The sequence below is a fragment of the Nocardiopsis halophila DSM 44494 genome (genome assembly GCF_000341245.1).
Classification (GTDB): Bacteria; Actinomycetota; Actinomycetes; order Streptosporangiales; family Streptosporangiaceae; genus Nocardiopsis_A; species Nocardiopsis_A halophila.
In genome coordinates, this window is the sequence record NZ_ANAD01000060.1 from 1 (window position 1) to 21,746 (window position 21,746).

Annotated in this window: 18 protein-coding genes; 3 read left to right on the forward strand and 15 right to left on the reverse strand. The window is 74.5% G+C overall.

From position 1 onward, the window contains the following. Positions 1-636, forward strand: a 636-nt coding sequence (locus tag D450_RS0107810; RefSeq protein WP_017538115.1) for a magnesium chelatase domain-containing protein, incomplete at its 5' end; no start/stop codon positions are given. A gap of 561 nt (positions 637-1,197) precedes the next feature. On the opposite strand, the gene D450_RS0107815 is transcribed toward D450_RS0107810, so the two are convergent. Next, entirely contained in the window at positions 1,198-1,923 is a 726-nt protein-coding gene (locus D450_RS0107815) for a hypothetical protein (protein ID WP_017538116.1), read from the reverse strand. Positions 1,924-2,063: 140 nt separating this feature from the next. On the opposite strand from D450_RS0107815, the gene D450_RS0107820 reads away from it, so the two are divergent. Continuing rightward, positions 2,064-2,939, forward strand: a complete 876-nt coding sequence (locus tag D450_RS0107820; RefSeq protein WP_017538117.1) for an HhH-GPD family protein — start codon at positions 2,064-2,066, stop codon at positions 2,937-2,939. Between the two features lie 66 nt (positions 2,940-3,005). Here the strand turns inward: D450_RS0107820 and D450_RS34130 are convergent, their stop codons facing one another. The 7 genes from D450_RS34130 to D450_RS0107855 all read right to left on the reverse strand — a co-directional run bounded on the left by D450_RS34130 (position 3,006) and on the right by D450_RS0107855 (position 9,302). Continuing rightward, positions 3,006-3,503 carry a hypothetical protein gene (locus D450_RS34130; RefSeq protein ID WP_083932574.1) on the reverse strand — a complete coding sequence of 166 codons (498 nt, stop codon included), beginning with the start codon at positions 3,501-3,503 and terminating at the stop codon, positions 3,006-3,008. Between the two features lie 143 nt (positions 3,504-3,646). Beyond that, positions 3,647-4,498 (reverse strand): helix-turn-helix domain-containing protein, encoded by an 852-nt coding sequence (locus D450_RS0107830; RefSeq protein WP_017538118.1) that lies wholly within the window; start codon positions 4,496-4,498, stop codon positions 3,647-3,649. Beyond that, positions 4,495-5,025 carry a DUF6879 family protein gene (locus D450_RS0107835; RefSeq protein ID WP_017538119.1) on the reverse strand — a complete coding sequence of 177 codons (531 nt, stop codon included), beginning with the start codon at positions 5,023-5,025 and terminating at the stop codon, positions 4,495-4,497. Before D450_RS0107835 ends, D450_RS0107830 begins: the two co-directional genes overlap by 4 nt. Position 5,026: 1 nt before the next feature. Then, positions 5,027-5,227: a hypothetical protein gene (locus D450_RS0107840; protein ID WP_017557981.1), complete on the reverse strand. Its 201-nt coding sequence runs from the start codon at positions 5,225-5,227 to the stop codon at positions 5,027-5,029. 284 nt (positions 5,228-5,511) lie between these two features. Continuing rightward, a complete protein-coding gene (locus D450_RS0107845; protein WP_017538121.1) occupies positions 5,512-8,022 on the reverse strand; it encodes an ATP-dependent Clp protease ATP-binding subunit in 2,511 nt (836 codons plus the stop codon). 475 nt (positions 8,023-8,497) lie between these two features. After that, a complete protein-coding gene (locus D450_RS0107850; RefSeq protein WP_026124390.1) occupies positions 8,498-8,836 on the reverse strand; it encodes a histone-like nucleoid-structuring protein Lsr2 in 339 nt (112 codons plus the stop codon). 196 nt (positions 8,837-9,032) lie between these two features. Next, positions 9,033-9,302, reverse strand: coding sequence for a hypothetical protein (locus tag D450_RS0107855; protein WP_017538123.1), 270 nt, complete (start codon positions 9,300-9,302; stop codon positions 9,033-9,035). 571 nt (positions 9,303-9,873) lie between these two features. Here D450_RS0107855 and D450_RS0107860 point away from each other — a divergent pair. Continuing rightward, entirely contained in the window at positions 9,874-13,272 is a 3,399-nt protein-coding gene (locus D450_RS0107860; RefSeq protein ID WP_017538124.1) for a UvrD-helicase domain-containing protein, read from the forward strand. Between the two features lie 389 nt (positions 13,273-13,661). On the opposite strand, the gene D450_RS0107865 is transcribed toward D450_RS0107860, so the two are convergent. The 7 genes from D450_RS0107865 to D450_RS0107895 form a co-directional block, all read right to left on the reverse strand. Next, on the reverse strand, positions 13,662-14,255 hold the full coding sequence (locus D450_RS0107865; RefSeq protein ID WP_017538125.1) for an amino-acid N-acetyltransferase: 594 nt from the start codon (positions 14,253-14,255) through the stop codon (positions 13,662-13,664). Positions 14,256-14,365: 110 nt separating this feature from the next. After that, on the reverse strand, positions 14,366-14,593 hold the full coding sequence (locus D450_RS0107870) for a LuxR C-terminal-related transcriptional regulator (protein WP_394296678.1): 228 nt from the start codon (positions 14,591-14,593) through the stop codon (positions 14,366-14,368). A 638-nt stretch (positions 14,594-15,231) separates the two neighbouring features. Next, on the reverse strand, positions 15,232-16,710 hold the full coding sequence (lysX, locus tag D450_RS0107875; RefSeq protein WP_017538127.1) for a bifunctional lysylphosphatidylglycerol synthetase/lysine--tRNA ligase LysX: 1,479 nt from the start codon (positions 16,708-16,710) through the stop codon (positions 15,232-15,234). A 72-nt stretch (positions 16,711-16,782) separates the two neighbouring features. Continuing rightward, positions 16,783-17,574: a type III pantothenate kinase gene (locus D450_RS0107880; protein ID WP_017538128.1), complete on the reverse strand. Its 792-nt coding sequence runs from the start codon at positions 17,572-17,574 to the stop codon at positions 16,783-16,785. A gap of 80 nt (positions 17,575-17,654) precedes the next feature. Continuing rightward, entirely contained in the window at positions 17,655-20,276 is a 2,622-nt protein-coding gene (locus D450_RS0107885; RefSeq protein ID WP_017538129.1) for an L-aspartate oxidase, read from the reverse strand. A gap of 29 nt (positions 20,277-20,305) precedes the next feature. Then, entirely contained in the window at positions 20,306-21,166 is an 861-nt protein-coding gene (panC, locus tag D450_RS0107890; protein ID WP_017538130.1) for a pantoate--beta-alanine ligase, read from the reverse strand. A gap of 49 nt (positions 21,167-21,215) precedes the next feature. Continuing rightward, a partial coding sequence (locus D450_RS0107895; protein WP_026128433.1) for a Rossmann-like and DUF2520 domain-containing protein occupies positions 21,216-21,746 on the reverse strand: 531 nt, incomplete at its 5' end.

Below are 21,746 nucleotides of genomic sequence, written 5' to 3' on the forward strand. Positions count from 1 at the left end.
CTGCGCGCGGTCAAGAACCGGTACGGCCCCACCGACGAGATCGGCTGCTTCGACCTGGGCGAGGCCGGGATCATCGGCATGCCCGACCCCAGCGGCCTGTTCCTGACCCGGCGCGACCAGCCGGTCCCCGGCACCTGTGTGACGGTCACCCTGGAGGGGCGCCGCCCGCTGATCGCCGAGGTGCAGGCGCTGGTGGCCCCCACCAACCTGCCGCAGCCGCGGCGGGCCACCTCCGGGCTGGACCAGGCCCGGGTGAACATGGTGCTGGCGGTGCTGGAACGGCGGGCCGGGGTGCGCCTGGCCAACGCCGACGTGTACCTGTCCACGGTGGGCGGAGTGCGGCTGGGCGAGCCCTCGGTCGACCTGGGCCTGGCGCTGGCGGTCGCGGGCTCGGCGCGGGACGAGGCGCTGCCCCGAGGGCTGACCGCCCTGGGAGAGGTGGGCCTGGCCGGGGAGGTGCGCGCCGTGGACGGCGTGGAGCGCCGCCTGATGGAGGCGCAGCGGCTGGGCTTCACCCGGGCCATCGTTCCCCGGCACAGCGAGGTGCCGGTCGAGGGCATCGAGGTGGTCGGGGTGGACGACGTGTCCGAGGCCCTCGCCACGGCCCTGCCCGCCCGGCGCCGCCGCTCGGCCTGACCGCGCACGGTCCGGAACCGGAAACCGCCCGGCCACGGTCCCCCACCGTGACGGCTGGGGACCGTGGGGCGCCCCTGGCCGAGGCGGACCTCGGCCCCGCGGCCCGCTCTTGCCTGCTTGCCGGGCGGCGGGGCACCTGCCGTTCCGTCGTTGCCGCTGTTCCCGGACCGCGAGAGGCCCGCCGGCCGACCAGGGCGCCCGGGGAACCGCGCCTGCTTCGTCGTCGCCGCCTTCCCCCTGGCACCGCGGCGGCCCGCCACCCGGCAAGCAGCCCCGAGCGGGGTACCTGCTGCGCCGTCGAGGCCGACGCTCGTCAGCCGTCGTCGGAGGCCGGGGGCCTGGGGCCGGGGGGCGCTCGGCCGGCCGTGCAGGACCGCGGCACCGGAGGAGGCGGGGGCCGCCGCCTCGGCACGGGCCGGGGGGGCGGGGGGCGCNNNGGGGAGCGCACCGCGTTCCCTACGGACACGCGGCGCAGACCGGCTTCCGGGCCTGCGGCGGCAGACGGGCGCGGACGCCCATCAGGGCGCCCGGCGGCATCCCCGGCCCCTCGACGATCCGGGCTCAGTTCAGGCGGAAGACCTGGCGCTCCCGCTCCTTGCCGGAGGAGTAGTCGCCCTCCAGGGCGGCCACGTAGGTCCCGGGGCGCTTCGCCGTGACGTCGCCGTCCCGGCAGTCCTTCCAGGACCGCTTGCGGTCCCAGGTGAACGTGCTCTTCTCCGGGACGCCGCGCTCCAGCTCGACCTTGTTCTCGTCCTTGCGCTCCGCGCAATCGGCGGTGGAGAAGACCCGGTCGTCCCCGGAGGTGATCCGCACCTCCATGGCCTCGGGGCCCAGGTCCACGGTGCAGGTCTGTTCGGCGGTGTTGACGGCGGTCAGCTCGATCTTCGGCTTGGCGTCCCAGGCGTAGTCGCTCCTGTCGGTCTCCACCGTCACGACGACGTCGGAGGGGCGGCAGGGGTCGCCCGCCTTCTTCGGCGCGGGGAACTCCTCGTCCTCGCCGTCCTTGCCGTCCCCGCCGTCCTCGGAGTCCGAGTCGCCGCCGGACCCCTCGTCCGCGTCCCCTCCGGAGCCGTCCCCGGAGGAGTCGTCGTCGCCGTCCTCGTCGTCCTTCTCGTCCTCGTCGTCGCCGTCGTCGGACGAGGTGCTGGGCGTCGGAGACGGTGCGACACTGGGTGAGGACTCCGCCGACGGCGCGGCGTCCGGGGACGTCCCGGCCGCGTTGTCGGTATCGGAGGCCGACGGGCGGCAGGCGTAGGCGATCAGGGTCACCACCGCCAGCAGGCCCACCAGTACGAAGACACGCCGCTTCCAATACGTCCCGGGGCTGACCGGTCCCGGGTGTCCAGCACTTGACGCCATGGGCGTAGTATTCCGGTTCCCCCGGCGTGTCACATACTCAACCCGCCGTATTCCGACCACGAATGGGCATGATCGACAACCCTTATTCCACCGCGGTTCTCGCCTGGTACGAGCGGAACGCGCGCGACCTGCCCTGGCGCGCCGACGGGGCATCGCCCTGGTCGGTGCTGGTGAGCGAGGTCATGCTGCAGCAGACCCCGGTCGTGCGGGTGCTGCCCGCCTGGGAGGCCTGGATGCGCCGCTGGCCGACCCCGGCCGATCTGGCCGCCGAGCCCTCCGGGGAGGCGGTGCGGATGTGGAACCGCCTGGGCTACCCGCGCCGCGCCCTCAACCTGCACGCGTGCGCTCGGGCGATCACCGAGCGCCACGGCGGCGAGGTGCCCCGCGACCACACCGAACTGCTCGCGCTGCCCGGGGTGGGCTCCTACACCGCGGCCGCGGTGGCGAGCTTCGCCTACGGGCAGCGGCACGCGGTTCTGGACACCAACGTGCGCCGGGTTCTGGCCCGGGCGGTCACGGGGGTCCAGTACCCGCCGAAGGCCGCCACCCGGGGCGAGACGGCGCTGGCCGAGGAGCTGCTCCCGCCGGACGCGCCCACCGCGGTCCGGTGGAGCGTGGCCGTCATGGAGCTGGGGGCGCTGGTGTGCACCGCCCGCTCCCCCGCCTGCGCCGACTGCCCGATCGCCGACCGGTGCGCGTGGCGGGCGGCCGGCCACCCCGCCTACGACGGCCCGCCCCGCCGCGGACAGCGCTACGCCGGGACCGACCGCCAGGTCCGCGGCCGCCTGCTGGCTGTGCTGCGGGCCGCTCCCGGGCCCGTGGACAAGCCCGCCCTGGACGCGGTGTGGGACGAGCCGGTCCAGCGCGAGCGCGCCCTGGACGCCCTCATCGCCGACGGCCTCGTCGACCCGCTGGACGACGGCCGCTACGCCCTGCCCGGTTAGACCGCCGCCGGGACCGCGCGCCCCTGCCGACGGGGGCGGGCGGAGCCGGCGGGGCGGGCGCCCTCGTCAGCGGCCTCCGGTGCGTGGACGAGGGGCCCGCGGAGGCCCTGGATGGGGAAGTCGGCCGTCGCCGTCCAGGGCCCTCGCCGGCCCGCCTCCGCGCGCGCCGCCGTTCCCGCCGTCCCGTTCGCCTCCGCCCGCCCCCGGGTCCGCTCCGCCGTCCTCACCGCCGCCGTGCTCGTCGAGCCAGGCGGCCAGTTCCGCCGGCTGCATCGGCCGGGGGGCGGTCCGGCCCGGCCGCCGCGGCGCCGCCCAGACCCACCGGGGGCGTCCCGCGGTGGCCCCCTCCGCACCGATCGACCAGTCGCGCCCGTACCGCGCGCGCAGCGCGTCCAGCAGCGCGTGCACCTCCAGCGCCGCGGCCAGCTCGTCCCGGTCGGCGGCCTCCACCTCCTCGGTGCGCCCCGGCGCCTCGGGGTGCGGCCGCGAGGCCGTGTAGACCACCGCCCCGCTGTAGAAGCCGCGCCGCGTCCCGAACCGCCAGCCGGACCACCCCGCACCCACCGCTCCCCCTCTCCGCGCCCGCCGACCGTGATCCGCCGGACCGCGGCTGCGGGCCCCGCCGGTCCGGTCCGTCCGGGGCACGACGCTAGGGCGCGGCCATTCCCGGCGTCCCCGAGGTTTCTCGAAATTTCTCACGACGCCCCTCACCGGCCGTTCGGGCGGAACAGGTCGCCGCGGATGCGGGCCAGCAGCCGGTGCGCCGCCGCCTCCCGCACCGCCGCCGCGGACAGCGCCTCGAAGACCGCCCGGTAGGGCACCACCGCCTCCGGGTCGTCCAGGCGCAGCTCCGCGCCGATGGTCTCCACGATCACGAGCCGCTCGTCGAAGATCCAGAACCCGTGCGAGGGCACCACCCGCACCCGCGCGCCGGTGGGGACGATCGCGATGTCCACCGCCCGCATGCCCACCATCCCCGCGATCCGGTCCAGCTGCCCGGCCATCACCTCCTCCGGGCAGATCAGCATGCGCAGCGCCGGCTCCCACAGCAGCACCTCCACCCGGTGGTGCGGCCGGTAGAGCACCTCCTGGCGGCGGATGCGGGCGCGCACCCCCTCCTCGACGTCGCCGTCGGGCGCGCGGTGCAGCTCGACCGTGCGGCGCAGCATGTGCCGGGCGTACTCGGGGGTCTGCAGCAGCCCCGGCACGCACGCCGACTCGAAGACCCGGATGCGCCCCGAGGCGCTCTCGTCCTGGCCGAACGCCCGCTGCCGGGCGCGGGTGCCGGCCGCGAGCTGGCGCCGCCAGCTCGCGTAGTGGGTCTCCATGGCCCGCCGCTGGGCGATGAGCTCCCCCGCCGCCTCCGGTGCGCCGCAGACCGCCGCCCAGCCGCGCAGGTCGGCCGAGGAGGCGGTCTGGCGCCCGTGCTCCAGCTTGCTCACCTTCGAGGGCGCCCAGTCCAGCGCCTCGGCCAGGGAGCGGCCGGACAGGCCGGCCTCGGTGCGCAGTTCGCGCAGACGCCTCCCGAGGGCGTGCCGCGCCGTCTGGTAGTCGTTCATCGGATGAGCGTGGACAGGTACCGGGTGTAGGGGAGCGCGTGGTGCCACGCGGCGTCGCGCGCCCGGACGGCCCGGACCACCTCCTCGGGCTCCCGGAGGAGGACGGCCCCCGCGAACCGGTCGCCCTCGAAGCGCAGCCGGGCCACGGCGGAGCTGTCGAAGACCCAGAAGTCATCGGCGGGCAGCTCCCCCACCACCGGGTGGCCGCGCGGGAGGTAGCGGATGTCCTCCCCCGCGGCCAGGTTGTAGGGGGTGCCCCACAGCTCCCACCTCAGGTAGTCCGAGGGGGGATCGTCGACCAGCCTGACCCGCTCCACACGCTTGCCCTTCGCCGTCTCGGCACGCACCAGCTCCAGCCACGGCAGAAACCACCCGATCCCCGGATCGCGCCCGGCGAGCCACTCCCGATAGGGCCCGTCCTCCTCCGCCACTCCGTAGGTGCGGCGCGTCTCCAGGCGCCAGGCCGTGAAGCGGCAGTCCCGGAAGAGCCTGTCGAGGTCCGGGCCCGGGGGGATCAGGTCCGCCACGTCACTCCTTGGGGGCGTATCGTGTCAGGAGCTCACGGGGTACGACGACGAATTCTTCCCCTTCCAGGACATTCCTCACCTGGGCCAGGGCCTCGGGGTCGGTGAGCCGGCGCCCCTGCACGACGTACTCCCCGCCGTCGGTCTCGTAAAGGCTGGGGCAGCCGCTGCCCTGGGACGTGGTGCCGATGAACCTCAGCTTCATATGCCCTCCCTGGCCCTGGTGCGTCGTGATCATCGTCGGTCAGGGCCGCGGGCGGCGCCACCCTTTCGCCGAATCGGACACCGCACCGGCTTCAGGGCACGCGGCCGGATTTCCCCCAAGCTGCGCGGCGCCTGGGCCTGCGCCGGGCCCGGGCCCGCACACCGCGTCCTCCCCCGGACACACGAAAGCGGGCCCCGCCTCGATGAGGCGGGGCCCACGGTGCTCCTGCGGACGGGACGGGCGGGTGCGGTGCGGCCCGGCCGCTCTGTGCGGCTGGTGCCGGGCTACTCCGACGAACCCGCCGCGGTCTCCTCCACCTGCGGGGCGTCGGGGACCGAGTCGGGCTTGGGCACCCCGGTGAAGGTGAACCGGGCGTCGGCGCCCTCGCCCTCGGCGTCGATCACCACGATCTGTCCGGGCCGCAGCTCGTTGTAGAGGATCTTCTCCGAGAGCTGGTCCTCGATCTCGCGCTGGATGGTCCGGCGCAGCGGCCGGGCGCCCAGCACCGGGTCGTAGCCGCGGGAGGCGAGCACCTTCTTGGCGTTCGACCGCAGCTCCAGGCCCATGTCGCGGTCCTTGAGCCGACCGTCCAGATTGGCGACCATCAGGTCGACGATGTCGATGATCTCCTTCTCGGACAGCTGGTGGAAGACGATGACGTCGTCGACGCGGTTGAGGAACTCGGGCCGGAAGTTCTGCTTGAGCTCTTCCTGGACCTTGGCCTTCATCCGGTCGTAGTTGGTCTTCTCGTCGTCCTCCTTGGCGAAGCCCATCGCCGCGCCCTTGGAGATGTCCCGGGTGCCCAGGTTGGTGGTCATGATGATGACCGTGTTCTTGAAGTCGACGTTGCGACCCTGGGCGTCGGTGAGCCGGCCCTCCTCCAGGACCTGCAGCAGCGAGTTGAAGATGTCGCCGTGGGCCTTCTCGATCTCGTCGAACAGGACCACGGAGAACGGCTTGCGGCGCACCTTCTCGGTGAGCTGGCCGCCCTCCTCGTAGCCGACGTAGCCGGGAGGCGAGCCGAACAGCCGGGAGACGGTGTGCTTCTCCATGAACTCGCTCATGTCGAGCTGGATCAGCGAGTCCTCGTCGCCGAACAGGAACTCCGCCAGCGTCTTGGACAGCTCGGTCTTACCGACGCCGGACGGGCCGGCGAAGATGAACGAGCCGCCGGGGCGCTTGGGGTCCTTCAGGCCCGCACGCGTGCGCCGGATCGCCTGGGAGAGCGCCTTGATGGCGTCCTCCTGGCCGATGACGCGCTTGTGCAGCTCGTCCTCCATGCGCAGCAGCCGGGAGCTCTCCTCCTCGGTGAGCTTGAAGACCGGGATGCCGGTGGAGGCCGCCAGGACCTCGGCGATGAGCTCCTCGCCCACCTCGGCGACGACGTCCATGTCGCCGGCCTTCCACTCCTTCTCCCGCTGGGCCTTGGAGTTGAGCAGCTTCTTCTCGTCGTCGCGCAGCGAGGCGGCCTTCTCGAAGTCCTGCGCGTCGATGGCCGACTCCTTGTCCTTGCGGACGTCGGCGATCTTGTCGTCGAACTCGCGCAGGTCCGGCGGCGCGGTCATACGGCGGATGCGCATCCGCGAGCCGGCCTCGTCGATCAGGTCGATCGCCTTGTCCGGCAGGAACCGGTCGCTGATGTAGCGGTCGGCCAGCTGGGCCGAGGCCACCAGCGCGCTGTCGGTGATGGAGACCCGGTGGTGCGCCTCGTAGCGGTCGCGCAGCCCCTTCAGGATCTCGATGGTGTGCGCGATGGTGGGCTCGTCGACCTGGATGGGCTGGAACCGCCGCTCCAGGGCGGCGTCCTTCTCCAGGTGCTTGCGGTACTCGTCCAGCGTGGTCGCACCGATGGTCTGCAGCTCACCCCGGGCCAGCATGGGCTTGAGGATGGAGGCGGCGTCTATCGCGCCCTCCGCCGCGCCCGCGCCGACCAGCGTGTGCAGCTCGTCGATGAACAGGATGATGTCGCCGCGGGTCTTGATCTCCTTGAGCACCTTCTTGAGGCGCTCCTCGAAGTCGCCGCGGTACCGGCTGCCGGCCACCAGCGCGCCCAGGTCGAGCGTGTAGAGCTGCTTGTCCTTGAGCGTCTCGGGGATCTCGCCCTTGACGATCTTCTGGGCCAGCCCCTCGACCACCGCGGTCTTGCCGACGCCGGGCTCGCCGATGAGCACCGGGTTGTTCTTGGTCCTGCGGGACAGGACCTGCATGACCCGCTCGATCTCGTTGTCCCGGCCGATGACCGGGTCGAGCTTGCTCTCCCGCGCCGCCTGGGTCAGGTTGCGGCCGAACTGGTCCAGCACCAGGGAGGTGGAGGGGGCCGACTCCGAGGAGGCCCCGGTGGCCTGCGGCTCCTTGCCCTGGTACCCGTGGAGCAGCTGGATCACCTGCTGGCGCACCCGGTTCAGGTCGGCGCCGAGCTTGACCAGCACCTGGGCCGCCACGCCCTCGCCCTCGCGGATCAGCCCGAGCAGGATGTGCTCGGTGCCGATGTAGTTGTGGCCGAGCTGGAGCGCCTCGCGCAGGGACAGCTCCAGGACCTTCTTGGCGCGCGGGGTGAAGGGGATGTGGCCGGAGGGGGCCTGCTGCCCCTGGCCGATGATCTCTTCGACCTGCTGCCGGACCGCTTCGAGGCTGATCCCCAGGCTCTCCAGAGCCTTCGCAGCGACGCCCTCACCCTCGTGGATGAGGCCGAGCAGGATGTGCTCCGTACCGATGTAGTTGTGGTTGAGCATCCTGGCCTCTTCCTGGGCCAGGACCACCACGCGCCGTGCGCGGTCGGTAAACCTCTCGAACATGTCTCGTCGCTCCTCACAGAGCGGTCAGGCAGGGGCGGAAGTTCCGACCCTCACGCTTTTCCGCTTTTCGGCCCTTCGGGGGGTGAAAGCCCTCGGAGGGCGCTGCCGCACCCGTCCCCCGCGCCGCCGGACACCCGCCGACCGGAGGACGCACCCGCATCGTCCGGTTGCCTCCGACCATCGTTGCCAGAGACTTTCCCCGACGATAGGGCGTTCACCCTCATCCAACTACCAATCGGGCCTTCGGTGTTCCGACTACGCCGCAAGCGAACGGCCCGCGCGCCCTCCGTATTCGCGGGGCGCACGGACCGCCTGTGCATTCCTTCGGATGTGCTCTGAGCGAACAGGGCCGCCCCGGGCCGCGCCGGCCCGGCCCCGGCGCCGCACGGGCGCACCCGCGCGGCCCGGCGCACGGCCGGACCCGGCGCTCCCCGGGCCGGGTCGGACCCGACCGGGGAGGGTCCGCGACCGGGGTCTAGCGGCCCTGCGCCGCCTCGTACTCGGCGACGATCGCGGCCGGGATGCGGCCCCGCTCGTTCACCTGCTTGCCCTGGGCCTTGGCCCACGCCCGGATCTCGGCGCTGCGCTCACGGCTGGGGGCGCTGCGCTGCTGCCGCCGGCCGCTGCGCCCGGTCTTGGCCGGGGCCTTGCGCGCCGCCGACACGTACGGGGCCAGGAGCTCGCGGAGCTTGGAGGCGTTGTCGGTACTCAGGTCGATTTCATAACTCGTTCCGTCGACCCCGAACGCGACCGTCTCGTCGGCCTCTCCGCCGTCCAGATCGTCGACGAGAAGCACCTGAACCTTTTGTGCCATGGATGTAGACCTTTCAGCAGTGCGGTGCGTCGGCACCTGAATATAAAGCTATCCGCCCCCGGGACGGAAGACAATTCTCGACGCGATGAAAATCGCCGAGGTCCGCGCCCCGGGCGGAAAAGATCGCCGCGGCGGCCGATTCGGGCCCGCGACACGCCTGCGACGGGCCGGTATATGGCGGCCCGCCGACCCCCCGCTATCGGTCCCGGCGCGGGCGCTCCGATCCCTCTTCCCCGGCGGAGCCGTCCTCCTCCGGGCGCGTGTGCGCAGCGGCTTCCTCACCGGTTCCGGCCGGACGCCCGGCATCGGGCGGGGCGCTCGCGGCCGCATCGGCCCGGGCCTCGCTCACCAGCCTGCCGTCCGACGTCCGGGGCGCCATCTCCTTGCGGAGCAGCTTGACGACGAACGTACAGAAGACCGTCGCGACAACAGCGGGGGGGATCAGCGCCGACAAAACGTCGCCCATCGGACGCACACCCTTCCTTGTTGTTACTTTATGCAGCAATTACCCCACGGAGAGGGTCGGCGGCCTCCGCCTGGGCCGCAAGCGCGGCAACCGGCGCGCACGCCCCGTGATACCCGGGATTGACGGGTGGGGACCCCGACATCATAGACACCTCGGCGGACCTGTCGGTGCCGCACGCCCCCGGCGGGCCCATTACGGCATCGGTATGGCGGCGGACGGATAACGCGCCGGGACGGTGATGCGTTCCCGATCTCCCTTAACCGCGGGCGTCGCAGCCGAATCGGGACCGAATTGACGACTCTTCGTAGCGTTTGGCCCCGAAGCGGTCACCGCCGGTATATCAGAGCCCTCCTCTCCCCCACGGCCCGGAGCGGGAACCGGGGGTGCGGGTTCTCCATGGCACCGGCAAGATTACCCGGCTCTTTACACCGGCCGAACGCGGGCTCGCATATGGTGCATCGGCGGTCCGCGGTTGTGGGATGGTGGCACCGGCGGCCGCGCCCGCCATCGCGCGGCGGCTTCGGGATCGCCCGCGCCCTGCCACTGCGGGCATTGGTGGGAAGGACCTGTCGTGGAGTTCCACGCCGATCTGCATATTCACTCCAAGTACTCGCGGGCGTGCAGCAGGGATTGCGACCTGGAACACCTCGCCTGGTGGGCGGCGCGCAAGGGCGTCGACGTGGTCGGCACCGGTGATTTCACTCACCCGGCGTGGCGCGAGGAGTTGCGCTCGCACCTGGTCCCGGCCGAGCCGGGGCTGTTCCGGCTGGCGCCCGAAATCGAGCGCCGAGTGCTGCGCACCCTGCCGCCCGCATGTCGGAAACCGCCGCGCTTCATGCTCTCCGTGGAGATCTCCACCATCTATAAAAGGGGCGAACGCACCCGAAAGGTGCACCATTTGCTCTACGCCCCGTCCATGGAGGCGGCCGAGGCGATCACCGCCGATTTGGCCCGCATCGGCAATCTCGCCTCCGACGGCCGGCCCATCCTCGGGTTGGACTCGCGCGACCTGCTGGAGATCACCCTGTCCAGCGACCCGGGCTCCTACCTGGTCCCGGCGCACGTGTGGACGCCCTGGTTCGCGGTTCTGGGCTCCAAGTCCGGCTTCGACCGGGTGGAGGACTGCTACGCCGACCTGGCCGACCACGTCTTCGCCGTGGAGACGGGGCTCTCCAGCGACCCGGCGATGAACTGGACCGTCCCGGCGCTGGACCGCTACACCCAGGTCAGCCACTCCGACGCGCACTCCCCGCCGATGCTGGCGCGGGAGGCCACCCGCTTCGACACCGACCTGGACTACTACGCGGTGCGGCGCGCCCTGGAGACCGGCGAGGGCTACCGCGGAACCGTTGAGTTCTTCCCCGAGCACGGCAAGTACCACATGGACGGGCACCGCAAGTGCGGGGTGCGGCTGGAGCCGGAGGCCACCCGGGGCCTGGACGGCCGCTGCCCGGAGTGCGGGCGCCCGCTGACGGTCGGGGTCGCCCACCGCGTGCGCGAGCTGGCCGCGCGGCCCGAGGGGTACCGCCCGCAGGGCGCGGCCGGCTTCACCAGCCTGGTCCCGCTGCCGGAGATGGTGAGCGAGATCGTCGGGGTGGGTCCCAAGAGCAAGCGGGTCCGCGGCGAGGTGGACCGGCTGGTCGCCGCGCTCGGCCCGGAGCTGGAGATCCTCACCCGCAGCCCGCTGGAGGAGGTGCGCCGGCACGGCGGCGAGCGGCTGGGCGAGGCCGTGGCCCGGCTCCGCCGCGACGAGGTGATCCGGGACGCCGGGTTCGACGGCGAGTACGGCGTGATCCGCATGTTCCGCCCCGAGGAGCTGGCCGCCCCGGCCGAGGCGGCCCTGTTCGACATGCCCGCGGGCGGCGGTGGCGGCACCGGTGGCACGGCCGGCCCCGGTGGCCCCGCCGGTGGACCCGCCGGCGGCGCCGCCGACAGCGGCGCGAAGCCGACGGCGGGGGCGGACGGCGCCCCGGGCGCCGAGGCGGAGCCGCAGAAGGAGGGGCGCAAGGATCGGAGGAAGGCGCAGGGGACGCCGGATTCCCGGACCGGTGCGCCTTCAGGCGGCCGTCCCCCCGGGACGCGGGAGGCCTCCGCCCCCGCGCTCCTCTTCGACGAGCCCGGTTGCGAGCCCTCGGAGGCCTCCGCGCCCCCCTCCCCCACGGGCCCTGCCTCCGGAAAGGCGCCCGCGGACGGCGGCGCCGACGCCCCGCCCCTGTTCCCGGACGGCCCCGGTGCCGACCACCCGTCCTGCCGGGGCCTCCTCGACGGGCTCGACCCCGAGCAGCGCGCCGCGGCCGAGCACCCCGACGGCCCCCTGCTGATCGTCGCCGGGCCCGGGACCGGCAAGACGCGCACGCTCACCCGCCGCATCGCGCACAAGGTGGCCGAGCGCGGCCTGCCGCCGGAACGCTGCCTGGCCATCACCTTCACCCGCCGTGCCGCCGCCGAGCTCCGCGAGCGGCTGGAGGACCTGCTCGGCGCGCACGCCGACCCCGTCACCGTGACCACCTTCCACGGCCTGGGCCTGACGGTCCTGCGCGAACAGCACGAGCGCGCCGGGCTCGGCGAGCGGTTCGGCGTCGCCGACGCCGAGCGGGCGCTGGAGGTCGCCGTGGAGGCCACGGGGTCCGAGAAGGCCGCGCGGGCGCTGCTGGCCCGCCGGGACGCCCCCGCCGCAGAGCCCGACGAGGAGGCGGAGGCCTACCGCAAGCGGCTGCGCGAGCACGACCTGGTGGACTTCGCCGACCTGGTCGCCCTGCCTGTGCGCCTGCTGTCGGAGGACCCCGGCCTGGCCGAGGCCTACCGGCGCCGCTGGACGTCGGTGAGCGTCGACGAGTACCAGGACGTGGACCCGGCCCAGTACGCGCTGCTGCGGCTGCTCAGCGGCCCGCAGGGGGACATCACCGCCATCGGCGACCCCGACCAGGCCATCTACCGCTTCCGCGGCGCCGACGTGGGCCACTTCCTGCGCTTCGAGCAGGACCACCCGGGCGCCGCCGCGGTGCGCCTGTCCCGCAACTACCGCTCCAACGCCACCATCGTGGACGCCGCCGTGGCGGCGATCGCCCCGGGGTCGCTGGTGCCCGGGCGCGAGCTGCGCGCTGTCGGCGACTTCTCCGACCCCCCGCGCATCGGGGTGCACGCGGCCGCCGACGAGCGCGCCGAGGCGGCGTTCGTGGCGCGGGCGATCGACCGGCTGCTGGGCGGCACCTCGCTGCACTCGCTGGACAGCGGCCGGTCCGACGGACAGGGCGATGGGGAGCTCTCCTTCTCCGACATCTGCGTGCTCTACCGCACCTCGGCGCAGGCCGAGGCGGTGATGAGCGCCTTCGACGCCTCCGGGGTGCCGTTCCAGAAGCGCACGCACGACCGGCTGTCCGCCCGGCCGGGGGTGCGGGCGCTCGCCGCCGAGCTGCCGCTGACGCCGGGCGAGGGGGTCGCCGACCGGGTGCGCACGGCGGCCGCGGCGCTCGCCGAGCGGTGCGCGGGCGACGAGGAGGCCGCCACCGCCGCCCGGACCGCGGGCGAGCTGGTGCTGCCGCTGGCCCGCCGGTGCGGGCCGGACCTGGAGCGCTTCCTGGCGGAGCTGGCGCTGGGCGCCGAGGTGGACGCCCTGGACCCGCGCGCCGACCGGGTGTCCCTGCTGACCCTGCACGCCGCCAAGGGGCTGGAGTTCCCGGTGGTCTTCCTGGTCGGCTGCGAGGACGGGGTGCTGCCGTTCCGCTTCCCGGGTGAGGACCGCGACGCCGCGGCCGAGGCGGAGGAGCGCCGACTGTTCTTCGTGGGCCTGACGCGCGCACAGCGGCGCCTGTACCTGTCCCGGGCCGCGCGCCGCACCCGCAGGGGCGCCGCGGCCGACAGCGCGCCCTCGCCGTTCCTGGCGTCGGTCCCCGGGGAGCTGACGATGCCCGTCGACGAGGAGTCGGCGGCCCGCCGCCGCCCCAAGGACCGCCAGCTGCGGCTGATGTAGGCGCACCGCCCGCGCGGACTCCACGGCCCGCTCGCGGCGGCTCCCGCCCCCGCCCGGATCGCGCTGTGTGCCCGGGCGGCGGAGCGCGCGGCCGACAGGCCGGAGCGCGTGCCCCTGGTTCAAGGAACCGTCCGCCGCTCGTCACCCGGTCGGGTGCCGGGGCCGGGGAACACATGGACACGATCGGTAGAGACCTCCGTCGAGACCGCGATGGCGCACGGGGGCGAGACGGTGCGCTGCGCGTCCCATCCGACGGTCCGAACAGGGTCGCGGGGCGTTCCCGGTTCTGACCGCCACGCTCCCGACGTCGCCGAAGGTGTTCTCCGCGGTGGTCGGGACCTGTTCTCACCGCTGCCCGGCAGAACCGGGCCCGCATGCTCGGCGGCCGCTCAGGCGCGGGGCGCCCCCGGTGCGTTGAGGTGCAGCAGCATGCGCGTGTTGCCCAGGGTGTTGGGCTTGACCCGCTCCAGGTCCAGGAACTCGGCGACGCCCTCGTCGTAGGAGCGCAGCAGCTCCTCGTAGACGCGCGGCGAGACGGGGGTGCCCTGGATCGGCTCGAAGCCGTGGCGGGCGAAGAAGGCGGTCTCGAAGGTGAGGCAGAACACCCGGCGCACGCCCAGCTCGCGGGCGCGGGAGAGGAGTTCGCCGACGATGCCGTGGCCGATGCCGCGGCCGCGGGCCACCGGGTCCACCGCCACGGTGCGCACCTCGGCCAGGTCCTCCCAGAGCACGTGCAGGGCGCCGCAGCCGACCACCCGGCGCGGACCGAGCGGGGCCTCGCCCACGGCGGGGACCTCCGCCAGCTCGGCGACGCAGAACTCCTGGATGTCCTCGTAGAGGTTGACGGTGCTCTTGGAGAGCACCCGGCGCTCGGGGCTGTAGGTGTCGATCAGACCACGGATGCGCGCGACGTCGCGGGTCCGGGCGCGGCGGACGGTGACGCGGTCCTCCGGCGCCCGTGCCCTTTCCTGGGCGGGGTCCATGGGGCGCCAGCCTAGCGCCCGGCACGCGGCGGTGCCCGGCGCCCCGCCCCTCGCCGTGCGGCGACGGGGCGGACCGGGCGCCGGGCACCGTGCGGTCGTGGGCCTCGGGCTCAGATCAGCTGCTTGCGGGCGGCCCAGACCACCGCCTCGATCGGGGTGTTGACCCCCAGCTGGTCGCAGATGGCGCGCAGCCGGCGGCGCAGCGTCCGAGCGCTGAGTTCGAGTCGGCGGGCGGCGACGTCGGTGGTGACCCCGGTGGCGATCTCGGCGAGGAGCTGGATCTCGTCCTCGGTGAGGCTCTGCGCCGCGGGCAGGTGCTGGCCGGTGTCGCGGGGCATCGCGGGGGCGGGCACCATCCCCCCGTCGCGCAGATGGGCCCCAGGGGCCTTCACGGCACGCCGTTCCAGTGTTGCCTGTTCCACTCCGTCCTCCCTCATCCGTGGTGAGCGCGGAACATCGGGCCGCCGCAACGAAAGCCCGGACGAGGGACCGTGCCTGTGCCCTCCTGGCACACGGAGCACAAGCCCGGCGGCGCGTGCCCCGGTGTGCGCGGTCTGGGACGGACAGACCGCGACGGGCGCGCACCTGGGGAGGGACGGTGACGAACGGGCCGCTCCCGGCCATCCCCACTCGCGTCGAACTCTTCTGCTGCGTCGGGCGCGCGGACAACTCCGCTCGCCTGGAAAACGCTAAGCGGAGGGAGAGAGGGCGTCAAGGTCCATCAAATCACCCTAAGCGACACCACAGAGGCGCAACGTGAACACAGCACGCCGCAGATCATTTCCAGCGCGGGACTGACCTGCGCAAAGAACCTCCGTGACCTGCGACTCCTCTAGAGAGGGGCGCCGGAGCACCGCACGGCCCCCCTGGGAGGCTCCCGCCCCAGGTCAGCAAGGTGCCGCCCGCTCGTTACATCACGATGGCGTAACAGTGGGGGCGGAGGGCGGACCGCCCCGGCGGGGGCGGCCCGGACCGTTCACTCCGGCTTGACCAGCGGGAACAGGATGGTGTCGCGGATGTTGCGGCCGGTGAAGGCCATCAGCAGCCGGTCGATGCCCACCCCGACGCCGCCCGTGGGCGGCATGCCGTACTCCAGGGCCCGCAGGAAGTCCTCGTCGAGCTGCATCGCCTCGGGGTCGCCCCCGGCGGCCAGCAGCGACTGCTCGGTGAGCCGGCGTCGCTCCTCCACCGGGTCGACCAGCTCGGAGTAGCCGGTGCCCAGCTCCATGCCGAAGCCGATCAGGTCCCACTTCTCGGTGAGCAGCGGGTCCTCGCGGTGCTGCCGGGTCAGCGGGCTGGTCTCCACCGGGTAGTCGCGCACGAAGGTGGGCTGCACGATGGTGTGCTCGACCAGCTCCTCGAACAGGTGCTCGACCAGCTTGCCCTGGCCCCAGTCGGGGCTCCACTCCACACCGCGGCCGTCGGCCAGCTTGCGGACCTGCTCCAGGGGCGTGCGCGGGGTGACCTCCTCGCCCAGCGCGCCGGAGACCGCGCCGTAGAGGGTGACCTGCGGCCACTCCCCCGACAGGTCGAACTCCTCCTCGCCGCGGCGCACCGCGGTGGAGCCGAACACCGCGCGCGCCGCGCCCTGGATCAGCTCCCGGGTGACCTCGGCCATCGTGTCGTAGTCGGCGTAGGCCTGGTAGAACTCCAGCATCGTGAACTCGGGGTTGTGCGTGGAGTCCGCGCCCTCGTTCCGGAAGTTCCGGTTGACCTCGAAGACCTTCTCGATGCCGCCCACGACCAGCCGCTTGAGGTACAGCTCCGGCGCGATGCGCAGGAACAGGTCGAGATCGTAGGCGTTGATGCGGGTGGTGAACGGGCGGGCGGTGGCGCCGCCGTGCACCTGCTGCAGCATCGGCGTCTCGACCTCGATGAAGCCGCGGTCCTCCAGCGTGCGGCGGATCGAGCGGACGGCCGCCGAGCGCCGGCGCACCATCTCCCGCGACTCGGGGTTGACGATCAGGTCGACGTAGCGCTGCCGGACCCGCGCCTCGGGGTCGGTGAGCCCCTTGTGCTTCTCCGGCAGCGGGCGCAGGCACTTGGAGGTCAGCGCCCAGGAGTCGGCCATCACCGACAGCTCGCCGCGGCGGGAGGTGATCACCTCCCCCTCCACGCCGACGTGGTCGCCCAGGTCGACGTCGCCCTTCCACGCCTCCAGCGACTCGGCGCCCAGCCGGTCCAGGGACATCATCACCTGGAGGTCGCCGGAGTCGTCGCGCAGCGTGGCGAAGCAGAGTTTGCCGCCGGTGCGGTAGAGCATGACGCGGCCGGTGATCCTCACCCGGTGCCCGGTCGCGGTGTCCGGCTCCAGGCCGCCGTGTTCGCGGCGGACGTCGCCGATCGCGTCGGTGCGGGGGTAGCCGACCGGGTAGGGGTCGACGCCCTCGGCGCGCAGGCGGTCCAGCTTCTCGCGGCGGACCCGCATCTGCTCGGGCAGGTCGTCGTAGCGCACGTCAGTCACGCACTTCATCTTAACGGCGCGGCCGCACTGCCCCGGCGCGCACCCGCCCCCGCGGCCGCCTGCTCAGCCGTTGTTGCGCTCGAAGACCAGGCGCAGCCCGACCAGGGTGAGCCAGGGCTCGTGCACGTCGACCGTCTCGCACTCGGAGACCACCAGCGGCGCCAGGCCGCCGGTGGCCACCACGGTGACGTCGTCGGCGCCGACCCCCGCGGCTGGGTCGGCCAGCTCGGTGGCCATCCGGTCCACCACCCCGTCGACCTGCCCGGCGAAGCCGAAGACGACCCCCGAGCGCAACGCCTCGGCGGTGTTCTTGGCGATCACCGAGCGGGGCGTGGTGATCTCCACCATGTGCAGCTGGGCGCCGCGCCGGGACAGCGCCTCGACCGAGATGTCGATGCCCGGGGCGATCGCGCCGCCGATGTACTCGCCCCGCGCGCTGACCGCGTCGAAGGTGGTGGCGGTGCCGAAGTCCACCACCACCGCCGGGCCGCCGTAGAGCCGCACCGCCGCCAGCGCGTTGATGATCCGGTCCCCGCCGACCTCCTTGGGGTTGTCCATCCGCACCGGGATGCCGGTGCGCACCCCCGGCTCCACCACGACCACGGGCACGCCGGGGTGGCGGCGGCCGAACATCTCCCGCATCTCGTGCAGCACGCCGGGCACCGAGCAGCACATGGCGATGCCCTCGACCCCGCCGCCGGTGGCCGAGGCGCCGATCAGCCCGCCCATCAGCACCGCCCACTCGTCGGCGGTGCGGTGGGCGTCGGTGGCCACCCGCCAGTGGTCGACCAGCTCCTCGCCGCTGAACAGGCCGAAGACGGTGTGGGAGTTGCCGACGTCGATCGCCAGGAGCATTCAGGGGGTCCTCACTCGGTCGCACGGACTCGGGTCGGGGGCGGGCGGCATCGCGCCGGGGCGCACCGGGGCGCGCCCGGTCACACCGGGCGCAGGTCCAGGGCGATGTCCAGGGCGGGCGAGGAGTGCGTCAGCGCCCCCACCGCCAGGTAGTCCACCCCGGTGGCGGCCACCTCCGCGGCCGCCTCCAGGGTCAGGCCGCCGCTGGCCTCCAGCCGGGCGCGCCCGGCCACCAGCGCGACCGCGGCGCGCAGCCGGTCGGGGCCGAAGTTGTCCAGCAGGATCTCCTCGGCGCCGGCCTTGAGCGCCGGCTCGATCTGGTCCGTCCGGTCCACCTCGACCTCCAGCGGCACCCCGGGGAAGGCCGCGCGCACCGCGTGCACCGCCTCCTCCACCCCGCCGGCGGCGACCACGTGGTTGTCCTTGACCAGCGCGGCGTCCGAGAGCGCCATCCGGTGGTTCTCGCCCCCGCCGCACCGCACCGCGTACTTCTCCAGCGCCCGCAGCCCGGGCAGGGTCTTGCGGCTGTCCCGGACCCGGGCGCCGGTGCCGGCCACGGCCTCGGTCCAGGCCCGGGTGGCGGTGGCGATCCCGGACAGGTGGGTGAGCAGGTTGAGCGCGGTGCGCTCGGCGGTGAGCAGGTCCCGGGTGCGCCCGGTGACGGTCATCAGCACGTCGCCGCGGGCGGCCCGGTCGCCGTCGGCGGCGCGCCGGCGCACCCGCACCGCCCCCTCGGCGGCGAGCCAGAAGGCCAGCTCGGCCAGGGGCAGCCCGGCCACCACGCCGTCGGCGCGGGCCACCACGTCGGCGGTGCTGATCTGGGCGGCGGGCACGGTCGCGGCGGTGGTCACGTCGGTCTGCGCGCCGTGGGTCAGGTCCTCGCCCAGGGCGGTGAGCACCGTGCGCACGTGCGCCTCGGCCGCCGTGCGCCACGGCAGCACCAGTTCCGGACGGGCCCCGGGCGCGGGCCCCGGGGCCACCGGGGCGCCGATCGCCTCCAGTTCGGCGCGCAGCTCCGGGGGCGGCGAGCCGTCCGCGGGGCGCTCGCCGAGCCGGGCCCGCACCCCGTCGGCGGCCAGCTCCAGGCGGACCGGGCGGCCGCGCAGCCGGGGGTCGGGGGCGGGCCGGTCGGACCGGCGGTGCGCGCCGCGGCTCTCGCCGCGCTCCCGGGCGGCCCGGACCACCAGGGCGGCCACCGTCGCCAGGTTGGTGGCCTCCCAGGTCCGAACGCACGGGCGGGGCGGGTCGGCGGCCCCGGCGGCGAACATGGCGGCGGTGTGCTCCTCGATGCGGGCCAGGCCCTCGGCGTCGCGCAGCACCCCGGCGTGCCGGGACATCAGGGTGCGCAGCTCCTCCAGCCCCTCGGGGTCGGCCAGGGCGGTGGGCCCGGCGGGGCCGGGGGCGCCCGGGGCCGCCGGCGCGGGAGGCCCGGCGGCCAGGCCCGCGGCGATGCGCTCGGCGAAGACCACCCCCTCCAGCAGGGAGTTGGAGGCCAGCCGGTTGGCGCCGTGCACGCCGGTGCGGGCGCTCTCGCCGACGGCGTAGAGCCCGTGCACCGCGGTGCGCCCGTCGGTGCCGGTCTCCACCCCGCCGGAGGCGTAGTGGGCGGCCGGGGCGACCGGGACCGGCTCGGTGACCGGGTCGATGCCGTCGGCCCGGCAGGCGGCCAGGATGGTGGGGAAGCGGCGCTCCCAGACCTCGGCGCCGAAGGCACGCCCGTCCAGCAGCACATGGTCGGCGCCGGTGTCGGCCATGGCGCGGGCGGCGGTGTGCGCCACCACGTCGCGCGGGGCCAGGTCGCCCAGCTCGTGCACGCCCTCCATGATGCGGCGGCCGCGGACGTCGGTGAGGAAGGCGCCCTCGCCGCGCACCGCCTCCGACACCAGCGGGCGGCGGCCGCGCGCCTGCGGCCCGGTCCACAGCACGGTGGGGTGGAACTGGACGAACTCCAGGTCGGCCAGGGGCGCCCCGGCGCGGGCGGCCAGCGCCGCGCCGTCGCCGGTGGAGACCTCGGGGTTGGTGGTGGAGGCGAAGACCTGGCCCAGGCCGCCGGCGGCGAGCACCACGGCCGGGGCCAGCACCGCGCCCACCCCGTCGCGGTCGCCCTCCCCCATCACGTGCAGGGTCACCCCGCGCACGGCGGGGCCGCCGTCCGGGGCGGTGCCGGGCAGCGCGTCCAGGACCAGGGCGTGCTCGATCACCTCGATCCGGGGCTCGGCGCGGACCGCCTCCACCAGGGCGCGGATGATCTCGGCGCCGGTGGCGTCGCCCCCGGCGTGCGCGATCCGGTCGGCGCGGTGCCCGCCCTCCCGGGTGAGCTCCAGCCGGCCGGCGCCGTCCCGGTCGAAGCCGGCGCCCAGGGCGACGAGCCGCTCCAGCGCGGCCGGCCCCTCCTCGGCCAGCAGGTGCACGGCCAGCGGATCGCACATGCCCGCCCCGGCCTCCAGGGTGTCGGCCATGTGCGCCACCGGGTCGTCGCCGGGGCCGACGGCGGCGGCGATGCCGCCCTGGGCCCACCGGGTGGACCCCGCCTCCAGCAGGTCCTTGGTGACCAGGACGGCGCGGGCGCCGGGGGCGCGGCCGACGAGGCCGAGCGCGGTGCTGAGCCCGGCGACGCCGGAGCCCACGATGACGGCGTCGGCCTCGGCGGTCCACCCCGGGTCCGGGGCGGCGAGTCTGCCGGGGGGCGGTGCGGTGGTCACGGTCGGGCCTCCTCCTGGGACGGCGGTGCTCACAGGGTGAGCGGCACGTTGTCGATCAGCCGGGTGCTCCCGACCCGGGCGGCCACCAGCAGCACGGCCTCGCCCCGGTGGTCGGCCCCGACCTCGGCGAAGGTGTGCGCGTCGACCAGCGCCAGGTAGTCCAGCTCCACCGGCGCCTCGCTGGAGGCCGCCTCGCGGAGCACCTCGCGGGCGGCGTCCAGGATGCCGACCGGGCCGGTGACCGAGGCGTCGGCCCCGGCCAGCAGCGCGCGGGAGAGCGCCAGCGCGCCGGTCCGCTCGGCCGGCGAGAGGTAGACGTTGCGGCTGGAGGTGGCCAGGCCGTCGGAGTCGCGGACGGTGGGCACGCCCACCACGGTCACGCCGAACGCCAGGTCGCGCACCATGCGCCGGATGACGGCCAGCTGCTGGGCGTCCTTCTGGCCGAAGACCGCCACGTCCGGGCGGACCATGTGGAAGAGCTTGGCGACCACGGTGAGCACGCCGGCGAAGTGCCCCGGGCGCGAGGCGCCCTCCAGCACGTGCCCCATCGGGCCCGGGTCGACGGTGACCAGCTGCTCACCGGGGTACATCGCCTCGACCGCGGGGGCGTAGACCACGTCGACGCCCTCCTCGGCACAGGTGCGCAGGTCGTCCTCGAAGGCGCGCGGGTAGCGATCGAAGTCCTCGCCGGGGCCGAACTGCAGCGGGTTGACGAAGATGCTGACCACGACCGCCTCGGCGCGCCCGCGGGCCGCGGCGATCAGCCCGCGGTGCCCGGAGTGCAGGGCGCCCATGGTGGGCACCAGGGCGGTACGGCCCAGCCCGGCGCGGATGCGGGCCAGCTCCTCGGGGGTGCGGGCGACGACCGGGGCGCGGTCGGGTGCGGTCATGGGGGAGTCCTCACGGTCGTGTGCGGGGTGCGGTCGCGGGGGGCGGTCCTCACGCCTGGAGGACGTCCAGCAGGCGTTCGGCGTCGTGCGGCTTGAGCAGGCCCGCCTCCAGGGCGCGGTCGGCGGTCAGCCGCGCCAGGGCGACGTAGGCCGGCACGCTCTCGGGGGCGTGGGCGCGCAACCGGGCCAGGTGCCCCTGGACGGTGCCGGCGTCGCCGCGCAGCACCGGGCCGCTGAGCCCGTCGATGCCCAGGCGCAGGGCGTTGTCCAGCGCGGCCCCCAGGAGCGGGCCGAGCATCCGGCCGGGGTCGGCGACGCCGGCGGCGCGCAGCTGCTCCCGGCTCTCGGCGACCAGGGTGACCAGGTGGTTGGCGCCCCCGGTGAGGGCGGCGTGGTAGAGGCCGCGGCGCTCCTCGGCGATCCAGACCGGCTCGGCGCCCATCTCCACCACCAGCGCCTCGGCGATGGGGCGCAGCGCCTCCGGGGCGCTCACCCCGAAGCTGCAGCTGGCCAGGCGGTCCAGGTCCTCGGGGCGGCCGGTGAAGGTCATCACCGGGTGCAGCGCCATCGGCAGGGGCCC